At 43.6% G+C, this 26,196-nt stretch carries 16 protein-coding genes, 3 tRNA genes, 3 rRNA genes, 1 other RNA gene and 3 pseudogenes; 8 read left to right on the plus strand and 18 right to left on the minus strand.

What is annotated here, in order from left to right; genetic code table 11:
* Positions 1 to 98: 98 nt before the first annotated feature.
* The 7 genes from ffs to ACFSN5_RS09695 form a co-directional block, all read right to left on the minus strand.
* Positions 99 to 179: signal recognition particle sRNA small type (gene ffs, locus ACFSN5_RS09665), an RNA gene on the minus strand.
* 41 nt (positions 180 to 220) lie between these two features.
* Positions 221 to 718, minus strand: a complete 498-nt coding sequence (gene tadA / locus ACFSN5_RS09670; protein ID WP_165212141.1) for a tRNA adenosine(34) deaminase TadA — start codon at positions 716 to 718, stop codon at positions 221 to 223.
* Positions 715 to 1,494 (minus strand): MBL fold metallo-hydrolase, encoded by a 780-nt coding sequence (locus ACFSN5_RS09675; RefSeq protein WP_165212139.1) that lies wholly within the window; start codon positions 1,492 to 1,494, stop codon positions 715 to 717. The genes tadA and ACFSN5_RS09675 overlap by 4 nt, the downstream gene beginning before the upstream one ends.
* 126 nt (positions 1,495 to 1,620) lie before the next feature.
* Positions 1,621 to 3,483 carry a proline--tRNA ligase gene (locus ACFSN5_RS09680; protein WP_206221359.1) on the minus strand — a complete coding sequence of 621 codons (1,863 nt, stop codon included), beginning with the start codon at positions 3,481 to 3,483 and terminating at the stop codon, positions 1,621 to 1,623.
* Positions 3,484 to 3,554: 71 nt separating this feature from the next.
* Positions 3,555 to 4,820, minus strand: a complete 1,266-nt coding sequence (rseP, locus tag ACFSN5_RS09685; protein ID WP_165212137.1) for an RIP metalloprotease RseP — start codon at positions 4,818 to 4,820, stop codon at positions 3,555 to 3,557.
* A gap of 43 nt (positions 4,821 to 4,863) precedes the next feature.
* Positions 4,864 to 5,658, minus strand: a complete 795-nt coding sequence (locus ACFSN5_RS09690) for a phosphatidate cytidylyltransferase (protein WP_165212135.1) — start codon at positions 5,656 to 5,658, stop codon at positions 4,864 to 4,866.
* A 12-nt stretch (positions 5,659 to 5,670) separates the two neighbouring features.
* A complete protein-coding gene (locus ACFSN5_RS09695) occupies positions 5,671 to 6,426 on the minus strand; it encodes an isoprenyl transferase (RefSeq protein WP_165212133.1) in 756 nt (251 codons plus the stop codon).
* 356 nt (positions 6,427 to 6,782) lie between these two features.
* On the opposite strand from ACFSN5_RS09695, the pseudogene ACFSN5_RS09700 reads away from it, so the two are divergent.
* Positions 6,783 to 6,971: pseudogene (locus ACFSN5_RS09700) on the plus strand (hypothetical protein); the annotation flags it as partial.
* A 94-nt stretch (positions 6,972 to 7,065) separates the two neighbouring features.
* Here ACFSN5_RS09700 and yajC read toward each other — a convergent pair.
* Positions 7,066 to 7,413, minus strand: a complete 348-nt coding sequence (gene yajC / locus ACFSN5_RS09705; protein WP_165212131.1) for a preprotein translocase subunit YajC — start codon at positions 7,411 to 7,413, stop codon at positions 7,066 to 7,068.
* A 185-nt stretch (positions 7,414 to 7,598) separates the two neighbouring features.
* Here yajC and hslO point away from each other — a divergent pair, with 185 nt between their 5' ends.
* From hslO to ACFSN5_RS09720, 3 genes are read left to right on the plus strand one after another with little or no spacing between them, the layout of a single operon-like run.
* Complete coding sequence (gene hslO, locus ACFSN5_RS09710) at positions 7,599 to 8,471, plus strand: Hsp33 family molecular chaperone HslO (protein WP_165212129.1); 873 nt, start codon at positions 7,599 to 7,601, stop codon at positions 8,469 to 8,471.
* Positions 8,458 to 9,438 (plus strand): tRNA dihydrouridine synthase DusB, encoded by a 981-nt coding sequence (gene dusB / locus ACFSN5_RS09715; RefSeq protein WP_165212127.1) that lies wholly within the window; start codon positions 8,458 to 8,460, stop codon positions 9,436 to 9,438. Before hslO ends, dusB begins: the two co-directional genes overlap by 14 nt.
* 37 nt (positions 9,439 to 9,475) lie before the next feature.
* Complete coding sequence (locus tag ACFSN5_RS09720) at positions 9,476 to 10,375, plus strand: C4-dicarboxylate ABC transporter (protein ID WP_346773317.1); 900 nt, start codon at positions 9,476 to 9,478, stop codon at positions 10,373 to 10,375.
* A gap of 422 nt (positions 10,376 to 10,797) precedes the next feature.
* Here ACFSN5_RS09720 and ACFSN5_RS09725 read toward each other — a convergent pair whose 3' ends face one another.
* The 10 genes and pseudogenes from ACFSN5_RS09725 to ACFSN5_RS09770 all read right to left on the minus strand — a co-directional run.
* A complete protein-coding gene (locus tag ACFSN5_RS09725; RefSeq protein ID WP_165212125.1) occupies positions 10,798 to 13,239 on the minus strand; it encodes an ATP-dependent Clp protease ATP-binding subunit in 2,442 nt (813 codons plus the stop codon).
* Positions 13,232 to 13,699, minus strand: coding sequence for a CtsR family transcriptional regulator (locus tag ACFSN5_RS09730; protein WP_165212123.1), 468 nt, complete (start codon positions 13,697 to 13,699; stop codon positions 13,232 to 13,234). Before ACFSN5_RS09730 ends, ACFSN5_RS09725 begins: the two co-directional genes overlap by 8 nt.
* A 484-nt stretch (positions 13,700 to 14,183) precedes the next feature.
* Positions 14,184 to 14,257, minus strand: a tRNA-Asn gene (locus ACFSN5_RS09735).
* Between the two features lie 9 nt (positions 14,258 to 14,266).
* Positions 14,267 to 14,382, minus strand: a 5S ribosomal RNA gene (gene rrf, locus ACFSN5_RS09740).
* Positions 14,383 to 14,572: 190 nt separating this feature from the next.
* Positions 14,573 to 17,471: ribosomal RNA gene (locus ACFSN5_RS09745) — 23S ribosomal RNA — on the minus strand.
* Positions 17,472 to 17,749: 278 nt separating this feature from the next.
* Positions 17,750 to 17,822 (minus strand) — tRNA-Ala (locus ACFSN5_RS09750).
* Positions 17,823 to 18,024: 202 nt separating this feature from the next.
* Positions 18,025 to 19,572 (minus strand): 16S ribosomal RNA (locus ACFSN5_RS09755).
* Together the 16S, 23S and 5S rRNA genes with 2 tRNA genes alongside form the textbook arrangement of a ribosomal RNA operon.
* A gap of 930 nt (positions 19,573 to 20,502) precedes the next feature.
* Positions 20,503 to 21,543: a translation elongation factor Ts gene (tsf, locus tag ACFSN5_RS09760; protein ID WP_165212857.1), complete on the minus strand. Its 1,041-nt coding sequence runs from the start codon at positions 21,541 to 21,543 to the stop codon at positions 20,503 to 20,505.
* 262 nt (positions 21,544 to 21,805) lie between these two features.
* Positions 21,806 to 22,582, minus strand: a complete 777-nt coding sequence (rpsB, locus tag ACFSN5_RS09765; protein WP_165212859.1) for a 30S ribosomal protein S2 — start codon at positions 22,580 to 22,582, stop codon at positions 21,806 to 21,808.
* Positions 22,583 to 22,744: 162 nt separating this feature from the next.
* Positions 22,745 to 23,110, minus strand: a pseudogene (locus ACFSN5_RS09770) (helix-turn-helix transcriptional regulator); the annotation flags it as partial.
* Here ACFSN5_RS09770 and ACFSN5_RS09775 point away from each other — a divergent pair.
* The 4 genes and pseudogenes from ACFSN5_RS09775 to ACFSN5_RS09790 form a co-directional block, all read left to right on the plus strand.
* Positions 23,108 to 23,608, plus strand: a pseudogene (locus tag ACFSN5_RS09775) (carbamate kinase); the annotation flags it as partial. The pseudogenes ACFSN5_RS09770 and ACFSN5_RS09775 overlap by 3 nt on opposite strands.
* A gap of 103 nt (positions 23,609 to 23,711) precedes the next feature.
* Positions 23,712 to 23,782, plus strand: a tRNA-Cys gene (locus ACFSN5_RS09780).
* Between the two features lie 160 nt (positions 23,783 to 23,942).
* Positions 23,943 to 24,509, plus strand: a complete 567-nt coding sequence (locus tag ACFSN5_RS09785; protein ID WP_165212861.1) for a hypothetical protein — start codon at positions 23,943 to 23,945, stop codon at positions 24,507 to 24,509.
* A gap of 356 nt (positions 24,510 to 24,865) precedes the next feature.
* Positions 24,866 to 26,125: an ISL3 family transposase gene (locus ACFSN5_RS09790; protein ID WP_165212863.1), complete on the plus strand. Its 1,260-nt coding sequence runs from the start codon at positions 24,866 to 24,868 to the stop codon at positions 26,123 to 26,125.
* Positions 26,126 to 26,196 lie beyond the last annotated feature (71 nt).

Below are 26,196 nucleotides of genomic sequence, written 5' to 3' on the forward strand. Positions count from 1 at the left end.
ACAGAATAGGCTAATTTATAAAATTTTTGTCCGTTTTGATAATTGATAAGATAAAAAATCCTATGAAAGCCCGATTTCATAGGATTATTTTCTATACGTAAAAAGAGCACACACTTAACATCGCTTAGGGCTGCTGGATTCCTCCCCTGACCCACTTCACGCGAAAGTGTCGCTCCGATGATTATTATAGCATAATTTTAACAGCCTGCAAACTTGAAAATTAAGTCCGGCTAAGATTGGGCTGGGACTTCTTCTCCCGTCGTTTGCGAAAGAAATCCTGCATAATCCTAGCACAGTCTGCTTCCAGAACACCAGCCTCAACTTGAACGCGATGGTTGAGGCGCTGGTCTCTCAAAATATCATAAAGACTGCCGGCAGCTCCAAATTTTTGGTTAGGAGCTCCATAAATGACTTGAGGAATCCGAGCCAGCCCGATAGCCCCGCTGCACATGACACAGGGCTCAATGGTGACAAAGAGGGCCGTGTCCAAAAGCCGCCAGTTTCCTTCTGCTTGGTTGGCCTGATTGATAGCCATAATCTCGGCGTGCATGATGGCTTGGTTGAGCTCCTCACGCGCATTGTGACCTCGGCCAATAACTTGGCTGTCCTTAACAATAACACAGCCGATGGGAATTTCTTCCTTAGCTAAAGACTTCTGCGCCTCCTTGAGAGCTTCTCGCATGAAGACTTCTTTTTGATTCTGGGTAAACTCCGTCATCCGTTAGCTCCCAGAGCCCAAGCCTTGTGGGGTTCAGCTAATTCTACTGGAATTACTCCAGCATATCCCTGAGTTTGCTCCTGCAGAATTTCCAAGTGCCGGTCGGGATCGATCCCTTGCGGGGGTAGAGGTGGGACATGGGTCAGGACTAATTTTTTCACGCTAGCTTGCTGGGCAATCGTCCCAGCTTCCTTAGAAGTCAGGTGAGCTGGGTGATTTTCATTTCCTTCATAAAGATAGACATCCGCTAAAAAGAGGTCTGCTCCCTTGGCAAAATCAGCTAGACCATCGAAATAACCCGTATCTCCAGTGAAAACTAGGGTTTGTCCAGTTTCTCTTTCCATAATCCGAAAAGCATAGCAGGGAACAGGATGGACCGTCTTGATAAAACTGATGTCAAAAGGACCAATTTGCTGAGTCCCTGCCACATCGTAAACATATCCTTGAGAGACTCCGTCCATGGTCAGCTTGGTGAACTCATCATTATCTTCATCGTGACCATAGATGGGAAGTACCTTTGGTTCCCAGAGGTGTTTGGGATAGAGTTGGAAATAGTGACGCAACACACCTAGATCAGCCACATGATCGGGATGGTAATGACTGATGATGACCGCATCCAAATCCAGCGGACTGATTTCCTTTTCCAGCTCGGTTACGGCCCGACTGCCACAATCCATGAGTAACTGAAAGCCATCATGGCCTGTTACCAAATAAGACGTCGTCCCTCCATCTTGGTAGGGATAGGCTCCCCAGCACCCCAAAGTTGTTAATTTCATAGAATCACCTTCTTTTCTTAGTAGGTCTATTATAACAAAACTCAGATGAAAAATAGGCAGCAAATCCAGTCCTGATTTTGCGATAAAAGGCCATCACTGGACGATGACCTTTATTTATTTTATAACTCAATCCGCTTCCTTCATTAGAATTGGCAGAGTTTCTAAGAGATTTTCGGCATTGACTTCGATGGTGTCTCCAGTCGCTTTGATTTTGACTTCAACAACACCTTCGGCAGCCTTCTTGCCAACGGTAACACGAATTGGCAAGCCAATCAGGTCACTGTCTGAGAATTTAGAGCCAACCCGCTCGTTGCGGTCATCAGTCAGTACTTGGTAGCCAGCTGCTGTCAACTGGTCTTCCAGCACAGCTGTTAAATCTTGCGCTTCTTGATCTTTAATGTTAACTGTAATCAGGTGAACATCAAATGGAGCCAGCTCTTTAGGGAAGTTGATTCCCCAAGCTAAGCGGTAAGCTCCTTTTGGTGTCTTGTTGACGAAGAGACGAGCGTGCTGCTCGATGATCGCTGAGAGAATTCGGCTAACACCAATGCCGTAACACCCCATAATGATTGGGACCGAACGGCCATTTTCATCGAGAATATTGGCTCCCATGCTATCTGAATAACGGGTACCCAATTTAAAGATATGACCGATTTCAATACCACGTGCAAATTTAAGGGTTCCTTGGCCGTCTGGCGATGGTTCTCCCTCCTTAACTTCACGAATATCAACATACGCTTGAGGCGTAAAGTCGCGTTCTGGGTTGACACCAATCAAGTGATAACCATCCTCGTTGGCACCAACAACAGCATTAGCCAGATCTTGAATCTTACGATCAGCAATGATAGTCACTTCTTCTGGGATACCAACTGGCCCCAGTGAACCAAAATGAGCTCCAAAGATAGCCTTAGCCTGTTCTTCATCGGCTGGCTCAAGGAAATCAGCTCCCAGATAATTTTTGAGCTTAACATCATTGACTTGGTCATTGCCAACCAAAAGAGCGACAACTGGATGTTCATCTGCCATAAAGAGTAAGGTCTTGATGGTTTGGCCTTCATCAACTTGCAGGAAGGCTGACACCTCATCAATAGTCTTACATCCTGGGGTTTCAACCTTGGTCAGGTCTTCTTGAATTGTGACAGCCTGACTGGGTTTATAAAGGCTAGTAGCCATTTCCAGATTAGCCGCATAGTTGGATTGGTCAGAATAGGCAATCGTATCTTCTCCTGAAACTAACCAGTTATTGAGTTCTTCTCTAATTTGGACCAGAACATCTTCTGGGATTTCATCCACAGAAGCAATAGATTTATCCAGTACCAACCAGTGCTCTAGATCAGTTCGGTCAGGAGTAACCGCCATAAATTCTTGGCTATCCTTACCGCCCATAGCACCGCCATCACCGATGATGCCCTTGAAGTCAAGACCAGCTCGGGTAAAGATGGCTTCATAGGCCTTGCGGTAATCTTCATAGGTGTCATCCAAGCTGTCGTAATTAGCATGGAAGCTATAACCATCCTTCATAATAAATTCACGCGTCCGCAAGAGACCATTACGAGGACGTTTCTCATCACGATATTTAGACTGAATTTGGTAGAGATTTACTGGCAGCTGTTTGTAAGATTTTACCGCATCTCGCACGATGGCTGTAAAGGTTTCTTCATGGGTTGGTCCTAGGATGAAGTCAGCCTGATCACGATTTTTTAGTTTATAGAGGTCTTCACCGTAGGTATCGTAACGACCGGATTCCTTCCAGAGGTCTGCCGTCAAAAGAGCGGGTGCCAGCATTTCCACTGCACCAATCTTATCAAATTCTTCCCGCATGATGGTTTTGAATTTCTCAATAACCCGATTAGCCAGAGGGAGGTAGGAGTAAACGCCTGAGGTAACTTGGCGGACATAACCAGCCCGAACCATGAGAGCGTGACTGATAACCTGAGCATCACTTGGCATTTCACGCAAGGTTGGAATCAACATTTGAGACTGTTTCATGAGTTTTTTCGCCCTATCGCTGGACAAGGCTTTCCTTTCAACTAGAGTAATGACTGTAGGGAAACTAATTTTTAGAAGAAGGCCCGCATGATGTCGTTCCAAGTGACGGCAACCATGAGTACCAACATAATAGCCACACCAACTAAGGTGATATAGGTTTCTGTTTCCTGCCTAAGCGGCTTACGGCGAATCGCCTCAATGATATTAATGAGAATCTTACCGCCATCTAAAGCTGGGATAGGGAAAAGGTTGACCACTCCCAGATTCATAGACAGCATCCCCATCAAGAAAAGGACATCCACAAAGCCTGAGTGGGCTGCTTGACCGACCATTTGGTACATGGCGACAGGCCCTCCCAACTTATTGAGGCTGAAATGGAGAATAATATTCCCCACAGCCCGAATCAATTGGGTCATGGCAGTCAGGGCTAAATTGAAGCCACCAACTAACTTCCCCCAAAAATCGGTTTTCATAGCTTGCTGAACACCAATTAGATAGCTGCCATTAACCTTTTTGGGCTTGACCTTCACCTTTTTAATGTGCTTAGATTTATCTTGGATAGTGAGATTAATCTGCTCGTCCTTTTTTAACCCCTTGGTCGAGCTGGCAACTGCCTCAGTTAGGTCACTCCAATTCTCAACCTTTTTATCCGCAATACTTAAAATCCTATCGCCAGACTTAATTCCAGCCGCTTGAGCTGGTCCGCCATCAGCAACACGAATAGCATTGGTATTAGGATTTGGTGCTCCCCCCTGTATGAAAACCATGATAATGAGAACCACAGTTCCCAAAATAAAATTATTCATGGGACCGGCAAAGTTGGTAATCATCCGTCCCCAGACGCTGGCATTCTGATACTGAACATCCAGCGGAGCAATCCGAATTTCAGTCCCGTCTTCTTCAATAATTGTAGCATCATGATCAACCGAATAGGTCTTGGTTTCATCAAGAACCAAACCCGTGATGTGCAACTGATCTTCCAAATCGTAGGCGGTCACATTCATGGGCAGGCTGTCAGTATCCAGTTGTTTATCAGACAGATTAATCCGACTGACAAGACCCTGATCATTTAAAGTCAAGCTGACGGGTGTTCCTGTCTTAATTTCTGTCTTGTCGTCGCCCCATCCAGCCATCCGAACATAACCGCCAAGAGGTAGCATACGGATGGTATAAGCCGTTCCATCCTGCCCAATATGGGCAAAAATCTTTGGCCCCATCCCGATGGCGAATTCACGAACCAGAATGCCAGATTTTTTAGCGAAATAAAAATGACCAAATTCATGCACCGTCACGATGACACCAAAGACGATGATAAAAATAATAATGTTTAAAAGCATTGATAACCTCTAAATAATGCTGGGTAGGCTTAACCCCCAGTTCTTAGAATAATCCAAAGAAATGCATAATTGGAAAAACAAAAATCATACTGTCGAAACGGTCTAAGATACCACCGTGGCCAGGAATTAATTTCCCAGAATCTTTAACACCAAAATGACGCTTAATGGCGCTTTCTACCAAATCGCCAAATTGGGCAAAGATACTAAAGACAACAACTAAAATCATGGTAATTAGGAAGGATTTGGGACTGTAAACAGACTTGTCCACCAGCATGAAAATCAAAGAGACAATCAAGGCTGAGAGAATTCCTCCCAGACTACCCTCAATAGTCTTGTTGGGGGATACCTTTGGCATGAGCTTATTTTGACCGAATTGCCGACCAATCATATAGGCACCGATGTCAGTTGCCCAGACAATAAAGATGGCGAAAAGAACTTTATTAATACTATCCAGCCGAGCATTGACCAAATTTTGGAAACCAAAACCAATATAGACAGCTGAAGCAATTGGAAAGACCGCATCATCGAAAGAATAAGTATCACTATTGAGTACCGTGCCAGCCAAAATTATAAAGCTAAGTAAACCAAAGCAGGTCCAACTAGCATCTAGGGGCAAGAAGGTCAGATAGGTCCCCATAGGAACCGTCAGGACAAAGGCTGCCAACATGGCTAGAACTCCCTCAAAAGAAAAAATTTCTAACCCTTTCATCTTAAAAAGCTCGGAGATACCAATCATAGCCAAAACTCCGACAAATAATTGGAAGGGGAGGTGCCCCAGCACTAAAAAAGCCAGAAAAATGACGCCCGCAATCCCTCCGTAAATTACACGTTCACGCATACTTGTCTCCTCTTAGACACCACCAAAACGTCTTTGGCGGTGGTTGAATTCTGCAATAGCCTTGACTAGCTCGTCTTCATTGAAATCAGGCCAAAGCACCTTGGTAAAGTAAAACTCACTGTAGGCTGCCTGCCAAGGCAGGAAGTTACTAAGTCGCAGCTCTCCACTCGTTCGAATAATCAGATCAGGATCGCGGTACAAATAAGGAAGTGCGCTAGTCATCAAATGCTTAGCAAGCAATTCCTCATCAATAGTCTCAGGTTGCAAGTGGCCATCTTTCACCTCTTGTGCCAGAGTCTTAACAGCTGCTGTAATCTCTGCTCGGCCACCGTAGTTGAGAGCAAAATTTAAGATCAGCCCTGAGTTATGCCGGGTCTTAGCACAGGCCCGCTCCATAGCCTCAAAAGTAGCCTGAGGCAGCTTACTGGTATCCCCGATAACCTGAACCCGAACATTGTTTTGATGGAGTTCAGGAACATATTTATCAAAGAACTCAACCGGTAGGTTCATAATGAATTTAACTTCATCAGCAGGTCGTGACCAGTTTTCTGTTGAAAAGGCATAGACCGTCAGGACCTTAATGCCTAGCTCAGAAGCCTTGATGGTCACTCTTTGCAAAGCATCCATACCAGCCTTATGTCCCATAACACGTGGTTGCAGGCGTTTCTTAGCCCAGCGGCCATTACCATCCATAATAATCCCAATATGTTTAGGAATTTTTTCCAGACTTTGCGTCTCTTGTTTTTTCTTAAACTTAAATACAGCCATACTCTTAGAATTTTACCATAAATCAAGGGAGATTGCACTTTTAGTTGTGGCACGCAATCAGTAACTTCAAAAAGTTGGCTGTCCTGCTCTTATAAAAAGTCCATCGACAGCATTAAAAAACGAACAAAGTTAGAGTTCTGATGAAGAAAATTCTAATTTTGTTCATTTTTGGCTTTTAGTATTAAGAAATATGGAATAGTGGCAAAGAAATTCCAAAATGAAAATTGTTTTGCCCAGCAACAGCGAATCTTGAACCTGACTATTGACTGACTTGAATAAGAATCAATCCAACAGCAGATAAAGGAACTTGCTGAATAAATCCTAGTGACAATAACAAGAAAAAAACTCTTAGCTAAAGCCAAGAGCTTAGTCATGCGGGCGATTTACATCGCAATCCCGATTCTTTAGAAGCTAACGCTTCAAGGGCAGCATCGAAGCCTGTTGAGAGTTCTCAACCTGATTTTCCTGCCATTACTCCCCTGTATTTTACCACTCAGGAAGAATATATGTCAACGATTAAATCAGGCTATCACGTTATCTCTAAGTGAGAACTGAGTCGCTTTAATAAGTTTACGCCGGGTTTGCCATCAACAGCTCAGTGGTGATAGACTGAGCAGCCCCAGATTTTAAATAAATTCCTTAGTCTTCAATAGCTGATTCTACTTCATCATTATCGTTCGCTTGGTCATCAGTTGACTCAGCTGAAACTACAGAAGTATCCGCTGGCGAGGCATTGACTTTTAAAATTGAACGGCTCAGGTCGAAAGTCAAATAAACCCCTTCAACATCAAGAACGATACGGTTGTTGGCTTGGTCGACTTCATCAACGGTCGCAATTAAACCACCGATAGTTTCGACTTCTGCTCCCTTGACTAGCTTATTTTGCATATCATCACGTGCTTGTCTTTGCTTCTTTTGGGCACGTGAATTAACAAATATCATTCCTCCGAGAAAGATGGCTAAAATAAGAATTGTAGTGTATTGCATAAAAATCCCTCCAAAATATAACTAATCATAACTATATCAAATTTTGCCAAGGCGGGCAAGAAAACTTGCTAGATATAACTAAGGTAAAGATCCTAAATCAGTACCGTTTGTAGCGATCTATTTCCCTTCTTTCTCATATCCAGCAGACCCTTTCAATCCCGGTTTTATGCTATAATAGAGGCATTATGGATAAACTGATTAAAACAATTGCAACATCTGGCTCTTTCCGGGCCTATATCTTGGATAGTACCGAAACTGTTCGGGATGCCCAAGACAAACACCACACCCTGTCATCATCAACGGTCGCTTTGGGACGAACCTTAATTGCCAATCAAATTTTAGCTGCCAATCAAAAAGGTGAAGCCAAAGTAACGGTTAAGGTTATCGGCAACAGTTCTTTTGGCCATATTATTTCCGTCGCAGATACGGCTGGTCATGTTAAAGGCTACATCCAAAATCCCGGTGTTGATATTAAGAAAACTGCGACTGGTGAGGTCTTAGTGGGACCTTTCATGGGGCAGGGACAATTTGTCTCCATCATTGACTATGGAACAGGTCGTCCTTATACTTCGGCAACGCCATTGATTTCCGGAGAAATCGGTGAGGACTTTGCCTACTACTTGACTGAAAGTGAACAGACTCCGTCTGCTGTAGGCCTCAATGTCCTCTTGGATGACAAGGATCAAGTCAAGGTAGCTGGAGGATTTATGCTTCAGGTCCTACCAGATGCCAAAGAAGAAGACATTGCTCGTTTCGAGAAACGTATTCAAGAGATGCCTGCCATTTCCACTCTTTTAGAGTCCGACAACCACACTCAGGCTTTGATCGATGCCCTCTATGGTGACGACTCTTACAAGATTTTGGCTGAGGAAGAGTTGAGTTTTGCCTGCGATTGTAGCAAGGGACGTTTTCGGGCTGCTCTGGCCAGTCTGGGTAAAGATGAACTACAGGCCATGAAGGATGAAGACCATGGTGCTGAAATCACCTGCCAGTTCTGTGGTAAAACTTACAACTTTGATGAAAAAGATCTGGAGGAAATTATTGATGACCAAGCTTAACTCGTCCTTTATGATTGGGAATGTAGAAATTCCCCACCGTACAGTTCTAGCTCCCATGGCTGGTGTGACTAATTCAGCCTTTCGAACTATCGCTAAGGAATTTGGAGCTGGTTTAGCTGTTATGGAGATGGTTTCTGATAAGGGAATCCTCTACAATAACGAAAAAACCCTCCACATGCTTCACATTGACAAAGGTGAGCACCCTGTTTCCATCCAACTCTTTGGTAACGACGGCGATAGCTTAGCACGAGCTGCTGAATTTATCCAAACCAATACTGAGACTGATATGGTTGATATCAACATGGGCTGCCCTGTCAATAAGATTGTCAAAAATGAAGCTGGGGCCATGTGGCTCAAGGATCCTGAAAAGATTTATCAGGTGGTAAAAACTGTTAAGTCTGTCCTCAATATCCCACTGACTGTTAAAATGCGGACAGGTTGGGCTGACAGCTCCTTAGCTGTGGAAAATGCTCTGGCTGCAGAGGAAGCTGGGGTGGCTGCTTTGGCCATGCACGGTCGGACCCGTGAGCAGATGTACACTGGTCACTGTGACTATGAAACCCTAGCTAGAGTAGCCGAAACCCTCAAAACAATTCCTTTCATTGGTAATGGAGATATTAAGACCGTTGAAGACGCTAGGTTCATGCTGGAAGAGATCGGCACCGATGCTGTTATGATTGGTCGTGGAGCCCTCAACAATCCCTATCTCTTTACCCAAATCAACCACTACTTCGAGACTGGGGAAATCCTACCTAATCTTACCTTCGTTAAAAAGTTAGAGATTGCCTATGACCACCTCAGCCGTCTAGTTGCTCTTAAGGGTGAAAAGATTGCTGTACGAGAATTCCGCGGCTTAGCTCCTTACTATCTGCGAGGAACCTCTGGTGCTGCTAAAATCCGTGGAGCTGTCGCTCGGGCTGAAAACCTAGCTCAGGTCAAGGAAATCTTTGATGGTATTCCAACCTAAGAGATTTCTGTTCCGAAGCATTTGAATGGGAAGATTCATGAAAAATAGACTACCGTTGGCCTTAACAGGGCTCTTACTGGGACTGACTGCTCTGGCTAACTTAATTTTAAAATTTGTCAATCAGCTCGCAGCTCAAGGACTGCTCTTTCTAAGTCTAGGGCTGTGGCTTCTTTTAACAGCTTATCTCTGTCTGGAGAAGCAAGACTGTCAAAAACAATTGACCAGCCTCTTAGCAGCTTCAACTTTTCCAACCTATTTCATGGCTATGATGCTTGCTCCTTTGATTCTTCCTCTAGCAAAGCCTTACCTACTTAGCATTTGGGCTGTCGGTTTATTTGGACACTTGGTCTTTCTGGCAATTTTTAGTATAAGGGCTAAAAGACAAGCAACTTGGGAGCAAGTCTATCCAGGTTGGTTTGTTATCTATGTTGGACCAGCCGCTGCTTCTATAACAGCTAGAGCTGTTGGACAGCTACTTCTTGGGCAGATGATTTTTTATCTGACCTTTCTAGCTTATTTGGTACTGATGATTGCCTTGCTCTATCGATTATCTCAGTGGCCTTTGGGTGAGCAGGAATTACCCAACATGGCCATCATGGCTGCTCCGAGTTCTCTCCTACTTTTAGCCTTCTTACAGCTTCACCCTTTTGGACAACCTGTTTTTCTAACTCTCCTACTCTTACTATCGCAAGGATTTTATTGGGGAACCTTTCTCTATCTTGTATGCCATATCAAAACTTGGTTTGCTCCCAGTTTTTCAGCCTTCACCTTCCCCAGTGTCAGTACAGCGACGGCCTTAAAATTAAGTTTGACTAGACTACGTTTATCTCAGAACTGGTTTATTGGTTTGAGTACTTTTGAAATTAGTTTAGCTACAGTTATTGTTGTCTATGTTACTCTTGCTTATTGCCTCTATCTCCTTAGATCTCGAAACTAACTTGGACTCAAAAGCAATTTCTACTCGATTTATAGGAATAGCATAGTTCGTGGCTTAATGGTATGACTTTGACTGTAATCGTAACCCTTATCTTCTTTTAACCATCATTTATCTCATATCCAGTTTTTTAAATCTTTATATAAGAGTCGTGGTCTGGGAAAAAGGTTCAACGGGAACACACAGGCCCCCTTTTACTACTCACATTCAGAGGGAGAGTAAAATTCACCACAAGCACCTTCACTCTGATTATTTCTTAATTATGCCGGAGCTAGTACAAACAAATGAGTCGCCTACATGACTCGGTACTTTTATATATATAGGCTAGAGCGACTCGCCGATAACTAAAAGGAGTGAAACTAGTCATTTAAACTCTATAGACTAAAACCAACCTAGAATTAAACTTCTAGGTTGGTTTTTTTATCTCATACCAGATTAAATTTCAAGACTCCTTTATGGCTGCCAATTTTCAGGTTTGCACCTGGTTTTAATTGGCCAGACAAGAGCAATTCAGATAACTTATCTTCAATTTCTATTTGGATGGTCCGACGTAGCGGACGAGCTCCCATTTCAGGGTCATAACCATGCTCTGCCAAAAGTTTGAGAGCAGACGGCTGAACCTTTAGAACGATATTTTTTTCAGCCAAAGTAACTTCCAGCGGCTTAATCATCAACTTAACAACTTGACGCATGTGATCTGGTGTCAAACTATGGAAAACAATCTTCTCATCAATTCGATTAATGAATTCCGGACGGTAGGTTTTCTTGAGTTCTTCCATAATCCGACTCTGCATAGCTTCATAGTCATGACTAATGGCTTTGGCCCCAAACCCAACAGTCTTATCATCACGCAAGGCAGTTGCTCCCAGATTGCTAGTCATGATGATGATAGTATTAGAAAAATCAACCTTACGGCCGCGGCTGTCAGTTAATACCCCATCATCCAAAACTTGCAAGAGAACATTAAAAATATCTGGATGGGCCTTTTCTACCTCATCAAAAAGGAGAACAGAGTAGGGTTTCTGCCGAACTTTTTCAGTCAACTCGCCACCTTCTTCATAGCCAACATAACCCGGAGGAGCCCCGTTGAGGCGACTGGCAGCAAATTTTTCCATGTACTCAGACATATCAAAGCGAATCAAAGCCGACTCATCATCAAAGAGGAGCTCAGCTAGAGCCTTGGCCAACTCAGTCTTACCAACCCCAGTTGGCCCTAAGAACATAAAAGAGCCGATTGGACGCTTACCTGTTCGAATGCCCGATTGGTTCCGGCGGATCGCTCTAGACACAGCAGATACGGCATCCTCTTGACCAATAACCCGTTTGTGGAGTTCCCTTTCTAGATTGAGGTAGCGCTGGTTGTCAGCCTGAGTCATCTTCTCTAGCGGAATACCAGACAGCTTACTAAGGGTCCGCAGAATGTCTTCTTCTCCGACAACAACAGGTTTACGAATCTTTTGCTTATCCTCCGCACGAAGTAGATCTGCAACTGCTCCTAGATCTCCCGATAAGAGGGCTTGGTCGGCTGAACTTAGGAATGTTGGCAGAGAACGTTTAACCGTATTTTGCACCATGGCACTGGTCTCATCCAGTAAATCAATAGCTGAATCCGGAAGATTCTTGCTGATTAAATAGCGATGGGCCGATTTTACAGTCGTCAAAATAGCTTGTTCAGAGATGATAACATTGTGGTAGACCTCATAGCTTCCTTTAAGTCCCAAAAGAATCTGATAGGCCTCATCAACTGAAGGTTCTTCAATTAAAACTCTGGCAAAACGACGCGAAAGGGCGGCATCTTTTTCAATGTGCTTAGAATATTCCTCCTGAGTCGTTGCTCCAATCATGTGGAGGGTTCCCCTTGAAAGTGCTGGTTTGAGAATATTGGCAGCATCTAAAGTGCTATCAATTCCGCTTCCAGATCCCATGATAGTATGGACTTCATCAACAAAGAGGATAATATGACCATCTGCTTCGATATCAGCAATAATCTGATTCATCCGCTCTTCGAAATCGCCTCGGAAACGGGTGCCCGCTACAACTGACATCATATCCAATTCTAAAACTCGGAATTCAGCTAGTTCATAAGGGACCTCTCCCTCAACAATTCTCTGCGCTAGACCGTAAGCCAAGGCTGTTTTACCAACACCAGCATCACCGACTAAAACAGGATTATTTTTAGTTTTACGGCTGAGAATTTGTAAGATACGAGTAATTTCTTCATCACGGCCTACAACTCTATCCAATTGACCTTGACTGGCCAAAGCTGTCAGATCTCTTGTGAAATCAGCTAAATCACCAGCAGTGGGTTGAGGACCCATCATATTACTAAAGTTGTTATTACCAGATTTCTTAGGCTTAGCCAAGTCAAAAATGGCTTTAACATCTTCCTTAGAAAAACCAGCATAACGCTCTAAGACCTTACGCAGATCAATCAGACGCAGTGTATCTTTACCTTCGTCTTGAAAACGAAAGCCAACCTGCTCTAAAATCCGCGCTGCTAGATTATCGCGGCCAAACATCATAGATAAAAGAACATGCTCACTGCCAATTTCAGGTGCCTTAACCGCTCGAGCAATCCGACCAGCATAAGCCAAAACACGCTCCAAGGCTCTTGAAGCTGGTAAAAGCTCTTGGACCTTGACAGTTTTAAGGGGCTTGCGGCGGATCACCAAGACAGCTGCATCCTCATACTCGTCTAAATCAATTTGATCAGCAAAATCCATCAAAGCCAGGTGAGCCACCGTCTCATCAGTATCGACCATAGCCAAAAAAACATGCCAAGTTTCCAAAAATCGACTTTGAAAACGAGTGGCTTGATACTGAGCTCGGCTAAAGATTTCTTGCATTTTAAGAGAATAATCAGTCATCTGGATTTCCTTTTCTATCTACTCGTTGAATAATTTTCTTAAGCATCCGGGCGCGAATTTGTGGAGCATCAGCACCTAGGACATCATCAGAGGATGAAGCCAGGATAATATTTCCTTCTCGCTCGCTAATAATTCCTTGATCATAGAGCTGTTGGATAAGATCATCAAAGACTTGACTGCTGATAGCTTCTCCAATAGAATTGGCCAGAGCATTAAGTAGGTGGTGTTTATCCGAAAAAGCAACTTTAGCAATACGGATATAACCGCCTCCACCCCGCTTACTTTCAACCACATAGCCACGACTTTCAGTAAAACGAGTCTTGATAACATAGTTAATCTGGCTAGGAACAACATCGAAAGAGTCCGCTAAGTGAGAACGTTTAAGCTCCACAATCCCCGACTGGGCCAAAATATTTTTAATATATTCTTCGATACTATCCGAAGTATTTTTTACAGGCATAGACTCCCCTTCCTTATCTTTGACTAACTTTGACTATTATACCTTAAAAGAGAAAATTTTAAAAGCTAAAAGCAAGAACTCAACAAGAGGAAAACCACCCCAAAAGAAAGATGCCCCTATTATCTCTCTCCATTGACTCATTCCTTTTTCACTTCTCTGAGAGCAAGCATTAACATGTATAACGGCTAAATAAAGATTATAGTTTGAACAAGAATAGTTATACCTTAGCATTCCAAGAATATACAAATCACCCCACAAACGGATCAAATACGGCTTTTAAAAAGACTCTAAAATCCCTTTCATCTTCATCGAAATTGGTAGCTTCTCTTCTCATTCACTTGACAAAAAGAAGGTGAGCTTAGTCTTCCTCCCATACCAGACTATAAGTCACCCACTACAGTTGACAAAGAGCCGAGACCTGTCCAAGCAAGTCTAATAAATAAAAAAAGAGTTCCCTTAAGAACTCCCTCCAGTCACATCTCTACTCCACCAGTAGGACTCGAACCTACGACATCATGATTAACAGTCATGCGCTACTACCAACTGAGCTATGGTGGATAATAATACGCTAAGCGACTCCCTTATCTCACAGGGGGCAACCCCCAATTACTTCAGGCGTGCTAGGGCTTAACTGCTGTGTTCGGCATGGATACAGGTGTCTCTCCTAGGCTAGCGTCACTTAACTATGAATTGAATTGTATTCGAACTTAAAAGCTAGTGATTTAGATAAATCCTCTTGAAGTCCTTAGACTTCTGCGGTGATTTCCTAAAATCATACGCTTTTCTTCACGTTCTCATTACTTATTTTGCCAATTCAAAATTGAATACCTATCTATTGTATCAAGCCTTACCTCGCGCTGTCAATACCTTCTTTAGGATAAGTCCTCGAGCGATTAGTATTGGTCCGCTTCATAGCTTACACTACTTCCACTCCCAACCTATCTACCTGATCTTCTCTCAGGGCTCTTACTGATATATAATCATGGGAAATCTCATCTTGAGGGAGGCTTCACACTTAGATGCTTTCAGCGTTTATCCCTTCCATACATAGCTACCCAGCGATGCTCTTGGCAGAACAACTGGTACACCAGCGGTATGTCCACTCTGGTCCTCTCGTACTAGGAGCAGAGCCTCTCAAATTTCCTTCGCCCGCGACGGATAGGGACCGAACTGTCTCACGACGTTCTGAACCCAGCTCGCGTGCCGCTTTAATGGGCGAACAGCCCAACCCTTGGGACCGACTACAGCCCCAGGATGCGACGAGCCGACATCGAGGTGCCAAACCTCCCCGTCGATGTGAACTCTTGGGGGAGATAAGCCTGTTATCCCCAGGGTAGCTTTTATCCGTTGAGCGATGGCCCTTCCATGCGGAACCACCGGATCACTAAGCCCGACTTTCGTCCCTGCTCGAGTTGTCGCTCTCGCAGTCAAGCTCCCTTATACCTTTACACTCTGCGATTGATTTCCAACCAATCTGAGGGAACCTTTGGGCGCCTCCGTTACCTTTTAGGAGGCGACCGCCCCAGTCAAACTGCCCGTCAGACACTGTCTCCCTAGACGCTTAGCCTAGCGGGTTAGAGTAGCCATAACACAAGGGTAGTATCCCAACAGCGCCTCCTTCGAAACTAGCGTCCCGATCTCTATGGCTCCTACCTATCCTGTACATGTGGTACAGATACTCAATATCAAACTGCAGTAAAGCTCCATGGGGTCTTTCCGTCCTGTCGCGGGTAACCTGCATCTTCACAGGTACTAAAATTTCACCGAGTCTCTCGTTGAGACAGTGCCCAAATCATTACGCCTTTCGTGCGGGTCGGAACTTACCCGACAAGGAATTTCGCTACCTTAGGACCGTTATAGTTACGGCCGCCGTTTACTGGGGCTTCAATTCAGATCTTCGCTTAACGCTAAACCCTCCTCTTAACCTTCCAGCACCGGGCAGGCGTCACCCCCTATACTTCATCTTTCGATTTCGCAGAGAGCTGTGTTTTTGATAAACAGTTGCTTGGGCCTTTTCACTGCGGCTCAGTCTAGCTGAGCGCCCCTTCTCCCGAAGTTACGGGGCCATTTTGCCGAGTTCCTTAACGAGAGTTCGCTCGATCACCTGAGGCTACTCGCCTCGACTACCTGTGTCGGTTTGCGGTACGGGTAGAGTATACATTAACGCTAGAAGCTTTTCTTGGCAGCCTGACATCACTCACTTCGCTACTAAACTTCGCTCCCCATCACAGCTCAATGTTACAGGACTAAGCATTTGACTCAGTCCACACCTCACTGCTTGGCCAGACACTTCCAGTCGTCTGGTTGAGTTAGCCTTCTGCGTCCCTCCTTCACTCTATACTCTAGTACAGGACTATCAACCTGTTGCCCATCGGATACACCTGTCGGTCTCTCCTTAGGTCCCGACTAACCCAGGGCGGACGAGCCTTCCCCTGGAAACCTTAGTCTTACGGTGGACAGGATTCTCACCTGTCTTGCGCTACTCATACCGGCATTCTCACTTCTATGCACTCCAGCACTCCTCACGGTATACCTTCTCCACACATAGAACGCTCTCCTACCATCCCTAAAGGATCCACAGCTTCGGTAAATTGTTTTAGCCCCGGTACATTTTCGGCGCAGGGTCACTCGACTAGTGAGCTATTACGCACTCTTTGAATGAATAGCTGCTTCTAAGCTAACATCCTAGTTGTCTGTGCAACCCCACATCCTTTTCCACTTAACAATTATTTGGGGACCTTAGCTGGTGGTCTGGGCTGTTTCCCTTTCGACTACGGATCTTAGCACTCGCAGTCTGACTGCCGACCATAAATCGTTGGCATTCGGAGTTTATCTGAGATTGGTAATCCGGGATGGACCCCTCACCCAAACAGTGCTCTACCTCCAAGATTCTTATTGTCGACGCTAGCCCTAAAGCTATTTCGGAGAGAACCAGCTATCTCCAAGTTCGTTTGGAATTTCTCCGCTACCCACAAGTCATCCAAGCACTTTTCAACGTACTCTGGTTCGGGCCTCCAGTGAGTCTTACCTCACCTTCACCCTGCTCATGGGTAGGTCACCTGGTTTCGGGTCTACGTCATTGTACTTATCCGCCCTCTTCAGACTCGGTTTCCCTACGGCTCCGTCTCTTCAACTTAACCTCGCACAATAACGTAACTCGCCGGTTCATTCTACAAAAGGCACGCTCTCACCCATTAACGGGCTCGAACTTCTTGTAAGCACACGGTTTCAGGTTCTCTTTCACTCCCCTTCCGGGGTGCTTTTCACCTTTCCCTCACGGTACTGGTTCACTATCGGTCACTAGGGAGTATTTAGGGTTGGGAGATGGGCCTCCCAGTTTCCGACGAGATTTCTCGTGTCTCGCCGTACTCAGGATCCTGTTAGCGTCTTCCATCATTTCAAATACGAGGCTTTTACTCTCTTTGGCCGACTTTCCCAAGTCGTTCTTTTATGACGTTTGATCACTCTTCACAGTCCTACAACCCCAGAATGTAAACATCCTGGTTTGCCCTCCTGCCCTTTCGCTCGCCGCTACTCAGGCAATCGCTCTTGCTTTCTCTTCCTGCAGCTACTGAGATGTTTCAGTTCACTGCGTCTTCCTTCTCATATCCTTAACAGATATGGATGACAACCTGTAGTTGCCGGGTTCCCCCATTCGGATATCTCTGGATCTCAGCTTACTTACAGCTCCCCAAAGCATTTCGTCGTTAATCACGTCCTTCATCGGCTCCTAGTGCCAAGGCATCCACCGTGCGCCCTTATTAACTTAACCTTATTAAAAAACTCATTAAATATTTACAGCGTTTCGGTTTATTTTCTTGTTACTATTTGATAGATATTCAATTTTCAATGGACAAGTCTAAGATACTAAGACCGTCCCAACTTGTTGGGCATTTTTGTAGAAAAATAGGAAATCAACGCTGTGTGACTTGCACACAAGGAGATTTATCTTTTTTCCTAAAAAATGAGGTCGTGTTCAATTTCTTGAACAATATCTTATTTAGCTTAGAATACAAGTTTTCGCTAAAGCGAATCATCTCTCGTATCCTATGGAGCCTAGCGGGATCGAACCGCTGACCTCCTGCGTGCAAAGCAGGCGCTCTCCCAGCTGAGCTAAGGCCCCACAAAACCTCTGAAAACTAAATAGAGACGCCCTAAAACGTGCTTCCGTAGCTAAATAAGGGTACCTTTAACCTTATCGGCTAAATTGTACTCGGGCTAAAAGCTTGTGATTTAGATAAACCACCTTGTATGCAAGCATACTGCCTTGGTTTCCTAAAATCAAGTCGCTTTTAAACGCCCTCCGTTACTTAGTTTTTCCTTAGAAAGGAGGTGATCCAGCCGCACCTTCCGATACGGCTACCTTGTTACGACTTCACCCCAATCATCCGTCCCACCTTAGGCGGCTGGCTCCCGAAGGTTACCTCACCGACTTTGGGTGTTACAAACTCTCGTGGTGTGACGGGCGGTGTGTACAAGGCCCGGGAACGTATTCACCGCGGCGTGCTGATCCGCGATTACTAGCGATTCCGACTTCATGGAGGCGAGTTGCAGCCTCCAATCCGAACTGAGATTGGCTTTCAGAGATTAGCTTGCCGTCACCGGCTTGCGACTCGTTGTACCAACCATTGTAGCACGTGTGTAGCCCAGGTCATAAGGGGCATGATGATTTGACGTCATCCCCACCTTCCTCCGGTTTATTACCGGCAGTCTCGCTAGAGTGCCCAACTTAATGATGGCAACTAACAATAAGGGTTGCGCTCGTTGCGGGACTTAACCCAACATCTCACGACACGAGCTGACGACAACCATGCACCACCTGTCACCGATGTACCGAAGTAACTCCCTATCTCTAGGGATGGCATCGGGATGTCAAGACCTGGTAAGGTTCTTCGCGTTGCTTCGAATTAAACCACATGCTCCACCGCTTGTGCGGGCCCCCGTCAATTCCTTTGAGTTTCAACCTTGCGGTCGTACTCCCCAGGCGGAGTGCTTAATGCGTTAGCTCCGGCACTAAGCCCCGGAAAGGGCCTAACACCTAGCACTCAGCGTTTACGGCGTGGACTACCAGGGTATCTAATCCTGTTCGCTACCCACGCTTTCGAGCCTCAGCGTCAGTTACAGACCAGAGAGCCGCTTTCGCCACCGGTGTTCCTCCATATATCTACGCATTTCACCGCTACACATGGAATTCCACTCTCCCCTTCTGCACTCAAGTTCAACAGTTTCCAAAGCAAACAATGGTTGAGCCACTGCCTTTAACTTCAGACTTACTAAACCGCCTGCGCTCGCTTTACGCCCAATAAATCCGGACAACGCTCGGGACCTACGTATTACCGCGGCTGCTGGCACGTAGTTAGCCGTCCCTTTCTGGTAAGATACCGTCACTTGTGTAACTTTCCACTCTACACATCGTTCTTCTCTTACAACAGAGCTTTACGATCCGAAAACCTTCTTCACTCACGCGGCGTTGCTCGGTCAGGGTTCCCCCCATTGCCGAAGATTCCCTACTGCTGCCTCCCGTAGGAGTCTGGGCCGTGTCTCAGTCCCAGTGTGGCCGTTCACCCTCTCAGGTCGGCTATGTATCGTCGCCTAGGTGAGCCCTTACCTCACCTACTAGCTAATACAACGCAGGTCCATCTGTTAGTGGTGCTCTTGCACCTTTCAAATCACTAACATGAGTTAGTCACTATTATGCGGTATTAGCTATCGTTTCCAATAGTTATCCCCCGCTAACAGGCAGGTTACCTACGCGTTACTCACCCGTTCGCAACTCCTCGTACTAGAGCAAGCTCCAGTACTCAGCGTTCTACTTGCATGTATTAGGCACGCCGCCAGCGTTCGTCCTGAGCCAGGATCAAACTCTCATCTAATAGTTTGAGCGCTTAACTCACTTGTGTCATCGCTGACTTATTGTCCTTTGACAGGTTACTCTCGTAACCCGCACGTCTTGGTTCGTCTCTATTCAGTTCTCAAAGGTCTTGCCCCTCTCTCGAGGACAGCTCCCTTATTCTAGCAAACACCTCCTCCTTTGTCAATACCTTTAGATTAATTTTTTTATTTTTATTCCCATTCATAATGCTTGCGAGTCTCTCGCGAAAACTCGCAAATAGCTCGAGTAGTGATTTTGGAGTGGAATTTAGCTAAGAATGAGAGCCTGTTGACATGAACTGTCAATTGGCCAGAGGACTTAAAGCTACTTGGCACAGGATTTCTTAAATTTTATGTGACTGTGTATCTTGTTCTAGCCATTGATACAATCAACCATTGACGTCAAAATCCTTTAAGAGACTCAAGTTGAGTTATGGTAACTGCAGCAAAGTTCAAAAGTCCGTGGAACTCTTACAAAATAAAATAAAAAGGATGATAAATCTTCTTGAAGTGTTGCGCTTCTCTCACAAAATCATCAACCCTTAAGCTGATGTATCCGAAATTTATCGATGAAGTTCTGATGCTCTTTAATATTTAAAATTGAGTTTAAATTTTACAATGGAGTCTTTTATCATTACCCTCAGTTTCATTATTAAGGTAGCTGCCATCCACTTGTGCACCATACTGCTAATATGCCACCAACTTAATGCTGTATAAGCTATATAAAAATAGAAAGAACTCAGGATTGTTGTCCCAAGCTCTTTCTATTTTATACACAAACTAGTTATAAAGACTGCCTCAGAATCCTCGTACAACGACAAAGCAGACTCGGAACCCTATACCTTCGCTTATTTTATCAGCTCAATTTTTTACTTTTAAGTTGGGTTCAAAATACCCACTTTTTTCTTTGAACTACTTAATGATTTTACCTCTTACTTATTTAACGCTGCAGCCATTGTAGCAGCTACTTCATTTTCAAAGTCGTTAGAAGCTTTTTCAATTCCTTCACCAACTTCAAAGCGAGCAAATTCAGTGACTTTAGCGTTTACTGAATCAAGATAAGCTTCAACAGTCTTGCTGTCGTCCATGATGTAAACTTGAGCAAGCAATGTATATTCTTGGTCAACCTTAGTGTTATCTAGCTTGAAGCGATCCATCTTACCTGGAATAATTTTATCCCAGATTTTTTCTGGTTTGCCTTCAGCCTGCAATTCAGCCTTGATATCTGCTTCTGCCTGAGCAAGAACTTCATCAGTCAATTGACCTTTAGAACCATACTTCAAGTGTGGAAGCGCTGGCTTGTTAACCATTGCACGGCTCTCATTGTCCTGGTCAATCTTGTGGTTCATTTGAGCTAATTCGTCATGAATAAATTGTGGGTCCAGTTCCTTGTATGATAAAACTTTTGGACTCATTGCAGCGATGTGCATTGAGATTTGTTTAGCCAAGGCTTCATCGCCACCTTCAATAACGGAGATAACTCCGATACGACCACCATTGTGTTGGTAAGCACCAAAGTGTTGAGTATCTGTTTTTTCCAAAACTTGGAAACGACGGAAAGAGATCTTTTCTCCAATTGTGGCTGTTGCATTAACATAAGCATCAGCCAAGCTTTCACCTGAAGCCAGTTTAATATTTTGGGCAGCATCGTTATCAGCAGGTTTTTGTTCTGCGATAGCTTTAGCTGTTTCATTTACCAATTCAACGAACTGAGCGTTTTTCGCCACAAAGTCTGTTTCAGCATTAACTTCAACAACTGCAGCTACGTTACCAGCCACATAAACACCGGTCAAACCTTCAGCAGCAACACGGTCAGCTTTCTTAGCAGCCTTTGCCATACCCTTTTCACGAAGCAATTCAATGGCCTTATCCATATCACCATCAGTTTCAACCAAGGCTTTCTTAGCGTCCATAACGCCTGCACCTGATTTTTCACGCAATTCTTTAACCAGCTTAGCTGTAATTTCTGCCATGAGTTTTCTTCCTCCAAATTTATATGATGAAAGAAAGGGACGAGGGCTAGGCCGGCCCCGCCCCTTTCGTAGTTTTACAATAATGGGACAATTCAAAGCGATTATCTATGAATCAATTTGAATTGCAATAGTACTAAAATCCTAATGAAAAAGAAACATACGTTAGAGCCCTGCTTTTAAAACTATGCTATTTTGATATAAACAGTCTTAAAAACCAGAATTTTCCCTCAGTTTCCTATCATACAGATTTTTAATGTTTTCTTTACTTGTTATCGCCTTCGACAACTTCAACTAGTTCTTCAAGAGATTCAGTTGAGGCAGCCTGTTCAGCCATCTCTTCTTCAACTGAGTTGTCTTCACCTTGCTTACCTTCAATAATGGCATCAGCCAACTTAGAAGTAATTAATTTGACAGCGCGGATAGCATCATCGTTTGCCGGGATGATTACATCGATGTCATCTGGATCAGTGTTAGTATCAACCATAGCAACAACTGGAATGCCAAGCTTTTTAGCTTCTTTAACAGCAATTTGTTCTTTATGTGGGTCAACAACATACATCACATCCGGAATACGCGGCATATCTTCAATACCGCCCAAGAATTTTTCAAGACGCGCACGTTGCTTGTTAAGAAGGGCAACTTCTTTCTTAGGGAGTACTTCGAAAGTACCATCAGCTTCCATTTGTTTGATCTCTTTCAAACGACGAATACGCTTTTGAATAGTATCCCAGTTAGTCAAGGTACCACCCAACCAACGGTGATTAATATAGAATTGACCAGCACGAGTTGCTTCTTCAGCGATTGCTTCAGCAGCTTGCTTTTTAGTACCTACGAACAAGATAACAGCATCGTTAGCAGCTGCGTCACGAACAAAATCATAAGCTTGGTCTGCTAACTTAACAGTTTGTTGCAAATCAATAACATGGATACCGTTACGTTCTGTGAAGATGTACTTAGCCATCTTAGGGTTCCAGCGACGAGTTTGGTGACCAAAGTGAACACCAGCCTCAAGCAATTGTTTCATTGAAATTACTGACATGAGTAGTTTCTCCTTTTGTTTTTTTCCTCTCTTGGATTTCAACTCGCAAATCCACCTCCAAGGCAACAGACCCACGATTCATCCAAGATGAGTATTATCGCCGATTGCGACTCTGCTATCATAGCAAAAATCTCACTTATTTGCAAGTTATTAACTATCTTTCTACATTTGGAAATCTTCAAAGAGACTATAAATTTGGTCTCGTTGATGAATAGCCATCTTAAGATAGATATTATGAATATGTGCCTTGACTGTTCCGATGGATAGGTAAAGGCAATCGGCAATTTCCTGATTATTTTTATGCTCGAGTAAGAGTTGACAAATTTCACACTCTCTGTCTGTCAATCTATAGTAACTGAAAAATTGTTCCTCTTTCTTTGTTAATTGATTGATATTCCCATTAGCCAGATGTTTTTTCTTGGGATAATCGAATAAGAAGTAATGATTAGCGATCAGACAAATAAAAATGTCCTCAGAGAAATTTCGATTCTGAATTTTGATGTTCAAGGAGTGGTAGCTATCAACATGTTTAAGGAAGATTCTGGTCGAGGATGGCGCAAGGTTGTTCCCTCGCCTTTGCCTATCTCCATTAAGGAAAGTCCAATTATTGAAGACCTCCTAAATCTTGGAATAGTTACAATAGCTGCTGGAGGGGGCGGAGTTCCCGTTGTCCGAACAGACACAGGAGATCTACAAGGAATAGAGGCCGTAATTGATAAAGATTTTGCCAGTCAAACCCTAGCTGATCTCATTGATGCTGATTTATTAATAATCTTAACTGGGGTGGATTATGTATATATCAATTTCGGCCAAAGTAATCAAATGCCACTGGAACAAGTAACAACATCTGAATTGATGAACTATATTGATCAAGGACAATTCGCTGCTGGCAGTATGCTACCAAAAGTGTCTTCAGCTATTCTTTTTACTGAAAACAATTCTAAGCGACAAGCCATCATTACTTCTTTTCAAAACCTTGGTCCAGCCATTAAAGAAGGGGCAGGAACTTGGATTGTTAAAGGCTAGATATAAATTTAACATTTAAAATCCATCATTGTAATCGTTAATATTCACTCTGCCGTCTACTTGACGAAGTGGCATTTTTAAGATAGAATAGTCTTCGTTATTAGGCGGTATAGCCAAGTGGTAAGGCACGGCTCTGCAAAAGCTTGATCGTCGGTTCAAATCCGTCTACCGCCTTAATATTTATATTCCAAATACCCTAAACCTGTGGTTTAGGGTATTTGAGTCTTGTTTTTTTATTTCTTTTTATTAAGATTAAGTTAAATTTTTGCTTTTTTGCAAATTTTTCTTGCCTTCTATTTGTGCCTCTAGTATAATACAATTTAAGGAGATATAAATGATTATGAAAAAATTGACCTATCTAACCTTGTTAACGGCGGTAGCAACAATTTTAGCTGTTATCATCAATCCTAACCGGGCTAAGACTAGTGCTACTGCTATTACGACTAATCAAGAATCGACTAGTCAGGCAGTGAGTCAACCGGCAGCAAGCAGCAATGAGGCTGTTCAACTGGAGACGACCATTGTTAAAGCTAAGCCTGGTCAATATAAGACCAAGGAGGGAGCTCAAGTTACAGTCAATGAAAATCAAACCCTTAAAGCTAATTATCAAGACGGTTCAGTATTAACTACTTATGCTGATAATACTTATGATTTCAAGACTAAAGATGGGGCTGAAGCAAGAACCTATGCAGATGAAACTTACTTCCTAACCACTGCTACGGGAATTTCTTTGACAACTTACGAAGACGGCTCCTATCAGGTCAACCTAGCAGATGGGACGACCTTGGATCCTTCCAATTCAACAGGACTTACCAGCCTGCAAAGTCAATATAACTTACCCAGAATTGACAATTACAATAAAAAGGTTAGAGACTTGGTAGATGAACTCAACCAACAATAAAATTTAAAAATGCTCAGCTTTTGGCTGGGCATTTTTCTATGATTAAAGTGATAATCTAGAACAAGTCGGGTTAAGTCAGCAAAGCTGCATTAGGTCTTGCGCCTACTGATAGAATCAGCTAAATTAAAATTCTTTCTTCTTGGCATTTAAAAGTGCGATGGCCTGCGATACACAATGAATCTGGGCTGACAGATACTGATGTAACGCTATAAGTCATTAAAAGTTGTTCTTTTAGGGCTCTATAATTTCTGTAGTGGGTAACTCCACTTAGGAAGTTATAGGGCTTTTTGAGTACAAAAAAAGTCCCCCAAGACTTATAATGAAAAGCGTTCAAACAACTCATTAGAAAGACTCTTATGGAACACCTCAATCATACCACACAACTCATCGGAATCAAAGATAAAAATATTACCTTAAATCATGTCATTAAGCACAATACTCATATCGACGTCATGGCAACTCTTGCCTATCCCCCTCCGAAATGCAGACATTGCAGAGGAAAACAGATCAAATACGATTTCCAAAAGCCTTCTAAAATCCCCTTTATCGAAATTGGTGGCTTCCCTAGTCTCATTCGTTTGAAAAAGAGACGATTTCAATGCAAAGTCTGTCGTAAAGTCACTGTATCTGAAACCAATCTTGTTAAGAAAAATTGCCAAATTTCTGAGATGGTGAGACTGAAGGTGGCTCAGCTATTACTCAATAGAGAAGCTTTAACCCATATCGCTTCTAAGTTGGCTGTCTCTACCTCTACCGTCTATCGCAAGCTCAACCAATGTCATTTCCAAGAGGATTACGCCACGTTACCAGAAGTTCTCTCCTGGGACGAATTCTCTTATCAAAAAGGCAAACTAGCTTTCATCGCTCAAGATTTCAAGACCAAGAAAATCATCACTATTCTCGATAACAGAAGACAAGCAACCATTCGAAATCATTTCTTTAAGTACTCTAAGGAAGCCAGAAATAGGGTCAAAGTCGTCACGGTCGATATGTCCGGAAGTTACATTCCTCTCATTAAACGACTATTTCCTAAAGCTAAAATTGTCCTCGATCGCTTTCATATTGTCCAGCTCATGAGTCGTGCGCTCAATCAAACAAGAGTTCAGATCATGAATCAATGGGATAAGAAATCCCTTGAATACCGCGCTCTTAAATATCACTGGAAGCTCATTCTAAAAGATAGCCGGAAACTTTCTTTTAACACTTTCTACTCTCGGACTTTTAGAGAAACGCTGACGCCTAAACAATGTCTCAATAAGATGATAGTCAAGCTAGTCCCTGAACTAAAAGGCTATTATGACCTTTACCAGCTGCTCCTTTTTCACTTGCAGGAGAAGAATACCAAGCAATTTTTTGACCTCATCTATGATACGTTACCGTATCTCAATCACACCTTCAAAGTTGCTTTGAACACTGTCAGTCGCTATAAGGATTTTATTACCAATGCCATTGAACTTTCTTATTCTAACGCCAAGTTAGAAGCTACTAACAAACTCATCAAAGACATCAAGCGCAATGCGTTTGGATTCAGAAACTTCGACAGCTTAAAAAAACGCATTTACCTCGCTTTGAACATAGAAAAAGAGAAGACAAAATTTATCTCCTCTCGTGCTTAGCTATAAGTCACCCACTACGGTTGACAAAGAGCCTCTTTTAGATACAAAGAAAGAACCTGACCAAATGGTCA

Source organism: Streptococcus tangpeifui, from assembly GCF_044503215.1.
GTDB lineage: Bacteria > Bacillota > Bacilli > Lactobacillales > Streptococcaceae > Streptococcus > Streptococcus tangpeifui.

Bases quoted from the DNA above. Each gene is read 5' to 3' on its own strand.
- ACFSN5_RS09785 (WP_165212861.1), top strand. From the start codon at position 23,943: ATGATTATGAAAAAATTGACCTATCTAACCTTGTTAACGGCGGTAGCA.
- ACFSN5_RS09695 (WP_165212133.1), bottom strand. From the start codon at position 6,426: ATGGCTGTATTTAAGTTTAAGAAAAAACAAGAGACGCAAAGTCTGGAA.
- ACFSN5_RS09720 (WP_346773317.1), top strand. From the start codon at position 9,476: ATGAAAAATAGACTACCGTTGGCCTTAACAGGGCTCTTACTGGGACTG.
- rseP (WP_165212137.1), bottom strand. From the start codon at position 4,820: ATGCTTTTAAACATTATTATTTTTATCATCGTCTTTGGTGTCATCGTG.
- ACFSN5_RS09675 (WP_165212139.1), bottom strand. From the start codon at position 1,494: ATGAAATTAACAACTTTGGGGTGCTGGGGAGCCTATCCCTACCAAGAT.
- rpsB (WP_165212859.1), bottom strand. From the start codon at position 22,582: ATGTCAGTAATTTCAATGAAACAATTGCTTGAGGCTGGTGTTCACTTT.
- ACFSN5_RS09680 (WP_206221359.1), bottom strand. From the start codon at position 3,483: ATGAAACAGTCTCAAATGTTGATTCCAACCTTGCGTGAAATGCCAAGT.
- yajC (WP_165212131.1), bottom strand. From the start codon at position 7,413: ATGCAATACACTACAATTCTTATTTTAGCCATCTTTCTCGGAGGAATG.
- tsf (WP_165212857.1), bottom strand. From the start codon at position 21,543: ATGGCAGAAATTACAGCTAAGCTGGTTAAAGAATTGCGTGAAAAATCA.
- ACFSN5_RS09690 (WP_165212135.1), bottom strand. From the start codon at position 5,658: ATGCGTGAACGTGTAATTTACGGAGGGATTGCGGGCGTCATTTTTCTG.
- hslO (WP_165212129.1), top strand. From the start codon at position 7,599: ATGGATAAACTGATTAAAACAATTGCAACATCTGGCTCTTTCCGGGCC.
- tadA (WP_165212141.1), bottom strand. From the start codon at position 718: ATGACGGAGTTTACCCAGAATCAAAAAGAAGTCTTCATGCGAGAAGCT.
- dusB (WP_165212127.1), top strand. From the start codon at position 8,458: ATGACCAAGCTTAACTCGTCCTTTATGATTGGGAATGTAGAAATTCCC.
- ACFSN5_RS09790 (WP_165212863.1), top strand. From the start codon at position 24,866: ATGGAACACCTCAATCATACCACACAACTCATCGGAATCAAAGATAAA.
- ACFSN5_RS09725 (WP_165212125.1), bottom strand. From the start codon at position 13,239: ATGACTGATTATTCTCTTAAAATGCAAGAAATCTTTAGCCGAGCTCAG.
- ACFSN5_RS09730 (WP_165212123.1), bottom strand. From the start codon at position 13,699: ATGCCTGTAAAAAATACTTCGGATAGTATCGAAGAATATATTAAAAAT.